This is a genomic window from Mesorhizobium sp. M2A.F.Ca.ET.039.01.1.1 (genome assembly GCF_003998035.1).
Taxonomy (GTDB): domain Bacteria; phylum Pseudomonadota; class Alphaproteobacteria; order Rhizobiales; family Rhizobiaceae; genus Mesorhizobium.
On the sequence record NZ_RZRY01000752.1, the window covers coordinates 1 to 2,815 of the forward strand.

At 64.7% G+C, this 2,815-nt stretch carries 2 protein-coding genes; both read left to right on the forward strand.

Going from position 1 to position 2,815, the window contains the following annotated elements:
* On the forward strand, positions 1-840 hold an 840-nt coding region (locus EOA24_RS33110), incomplete at its 5' end, for an efflux RND transporter periplasmic adaptor subunit (RefSeq protein ID WP_127410533.1).
* Positions 841-914: 74 nt separating this feature from the next.
* The coding region (locus EOA24_RS33115) for an efflux RND transporter permease subunit (RefSeq protein WP_133374735.1) at positions 915-2,815 on the forward strand (1,901 nt) is incomplete at its 3' end.

Here is a 2,815-nt window from a genome sequence, read left to right on the forward strand (position 1 = left end):
GACCATGTCAAGACAGGCGATCTCGTGCTGATGCTCGCGGCCGAGGAGAAGATCTCCAATGTCGACAACGCCAGGCAGCTGCTTGTGCAGCGCAAGGCCGAGCTCGACGCCGCCGAGCGGCTGGCCAAGACCGGCAATCTGCCGAAGCTGCAGCTCGACACTGCCCGTTCCAACCTGACGCTCGCGCAATCGCAGCTCGATGCCGCGCAGGCGGAGCTCGACCGCAATGAGGTGAAGGCGCCGTTCGACGGCGTCATCGACCGCATCCCGGTGGAGCTCGGCAGCTCGGTGATGCAGGGCGGCGAGGTGGCGACGATCCTGAAGCTTGATCCGGTCATCGCGCGCGGCGAGATCAGCGAGCGTGACCTGCGCTACGTCAAGATCGGCGACCAGGCCGATGTGCGTCTGGTCAACGACCAGAAGGTCACCGGCACGGTTCGCTACATCAGCCGCGATGCCTCGGCGCAGACCCGCACCTTCCGCGTCGAGGTGGCGATCCCCAATGGCGACGGCTCCATCCCCGCCGGCATGACGGCCGAGATCACGCTCAGCGCCGAGCCGACCAATGCGGTCATGCTGCCGCGTTCGGTGGTGACGCTCGGCGACAAGGGCGACCTCGGCATCCGCGCCGTGGGCAAGGACGACAAGGTGGCCTTCTTCCCGATCGATCTCGTCGACGACACGCCGCACGGCCTGGTGCTGGGCGGCATTCCGGAAGATGCGCGCATCATCGTCGCCGGCCAGGAGCTGGTAAAGGAAGGCGACTTGGTGAAGCCCGTCGAGGCCGATCAGGCGACCATCAGCAAGCTGATCGGCGAAGCCGCCGCCGGCACGCAGTAAAGCACGACGCGTCCGTCGCCGGGCCAATCCCGCGACGGCGGTCCGCAGCCTTGGAAGCATAACAGGCCGAAGTCATGGATATCGTCAGACTCGCCATCAACAATGCCCGCCTCACAATATCGGCGCTGCTGTTCCTGCTCGTCGCGGGCTGGGTCGCCTATCAGTCGACACCGAGGGAAGCGGAGCCCGACGTTCCGATTCCGATGATGTATGTCAGCCTGATCTATCAGGGCATCTCGCCGGAGGATTCCGAGCGCCTGCTGCTGAGGCCAATGGAAAGCAAGCTCAAGAGCCTCAAGGGGCTGAAGGAGATGCGCTCGGCCGCCTTCCAGGGCGGCGGCTATGTGCTGGTCGAATTCCAGCCGCAGACGGATCTCGCGACGGCGCTGCAGGATACGCGCAGCAAGGTGCAGGACGCCAAGGCCGACCTGCCGCAGGCGGCCGAGGAGCCGACGGTCAACGAGGTCAACGTTTCGGAATTCCCGGTCCTGGTCGTGACGCTTTCCGGCGATGTGCCGGAGCGCGTGCTGACGGCCGCCGCGCGCGAGCTGCGCGACCGTATCGAGGAAGTGCCCGGCGTGCTCGAAGGCTCGCTGCAGGGCGCGCGCGACGACCTCGTCGAGGTCGTCATCGACCCGGTCAAGCTGTCCTCCTACGGGCTGCAGCTCGATCAGGTGATTCAGGGCGTCGCTTCCTCCAACAGCCTTGTCGCGGCCGGTAATCTCGAGGGCTCGGAAGGCAAATACGCGGTCAAGGTGCCGTCGCTGATCGAGACGCCGGAAGATGTCGCCAACCTGCCGGTCGTCGCCACACCGAACGCCGTGGTCCAGGCCAAGGACGTCGCCACCATCCGCTCGACCTTCAAGGACGCCGAGACAGTCACCCGGCTCGACGGCAAGCCGGCCATCGCCATCGAAGTGAAGAAGCGCATCGGCGCCAACCTCATCGACACCCTGATCCATGTCCGTGAAGTGTCGGACAATTTCATCAAGACCATGCCCGAGGGCATGCATGTCACCTACACGCAGGACAAGTCGGTCTTCGTCAACCAGCTGCTCGGCGACCTGCAGAACCATGTGATGATCGCCGTCATCCTGGTGTTCATCGTCATCCTCTATGCGCTGTCGGGACGGGCTTCCCTGCTCATCGGGCTTGCCATCCCATCATCGTTCCTGATGGGCATCCTGCTGCTCGCCATGATGGGCTACACGATCAACATGATCGTGCTGTTCAGCCTGATCCTGGCTGTCGGCATGCTGGTGGACGACGCCATCATCGTCACCGAATTCGCCGAACGGCGCATGAGTGAGGGCATGCCGAAGGCCGACGCCTTCGCGCTGGCCGCCAAGCGCATGGCCGGCCCAGTCATCGCGGCGACGATGACGCGCATCGCCGCCTTCTCGCCGCTCTTGTTCTGGCCCGGCATCATCGGCGATTTCATGAAATACATGCCGATCACGCTGATCGTGACGCTGTCGGCTTCGATGCTCTATGCGCTGGTGTTCGCGCCGACTTTGGGCGCGATCTTCGCCAAGGCGCCGGAGCATCACGAGGAGGGCAATCGCGACGGCTGGTACATGGCCGTGGTCAAGCAGGCTGTCCGCTTCCCGATGACTGTCATCCTGCTCACCGTCGGGCTTTTGGTCGGCGTCGGCTTCGCCTATTCGAAATATGGCGCGGGCGTCGAGTTCTTCCCGAGCGTCGAGCCGGATTACGGCCTGCTCTATGTCCATGCCCGCGGCAATCTTTCGCTGGCGGAAATGGACGCCGCCACCAAGACGGCGGAAAGCCGGCTGCTCGGCTGGCCCGGCGTGAAGTCGGTCTATACGCGCGCCGGCAAGACGCAAGGCGGCGGCCAGGACATTCCTGAGGATGTCGTCGGCGTCATCCAGTACGAGTTCGTCGACTGGCGCGAGCGCAAGTCGGCCAACCAGATCCTCAGCGACCTGCGCGGCGTCATGGCCGGCATTCCCGG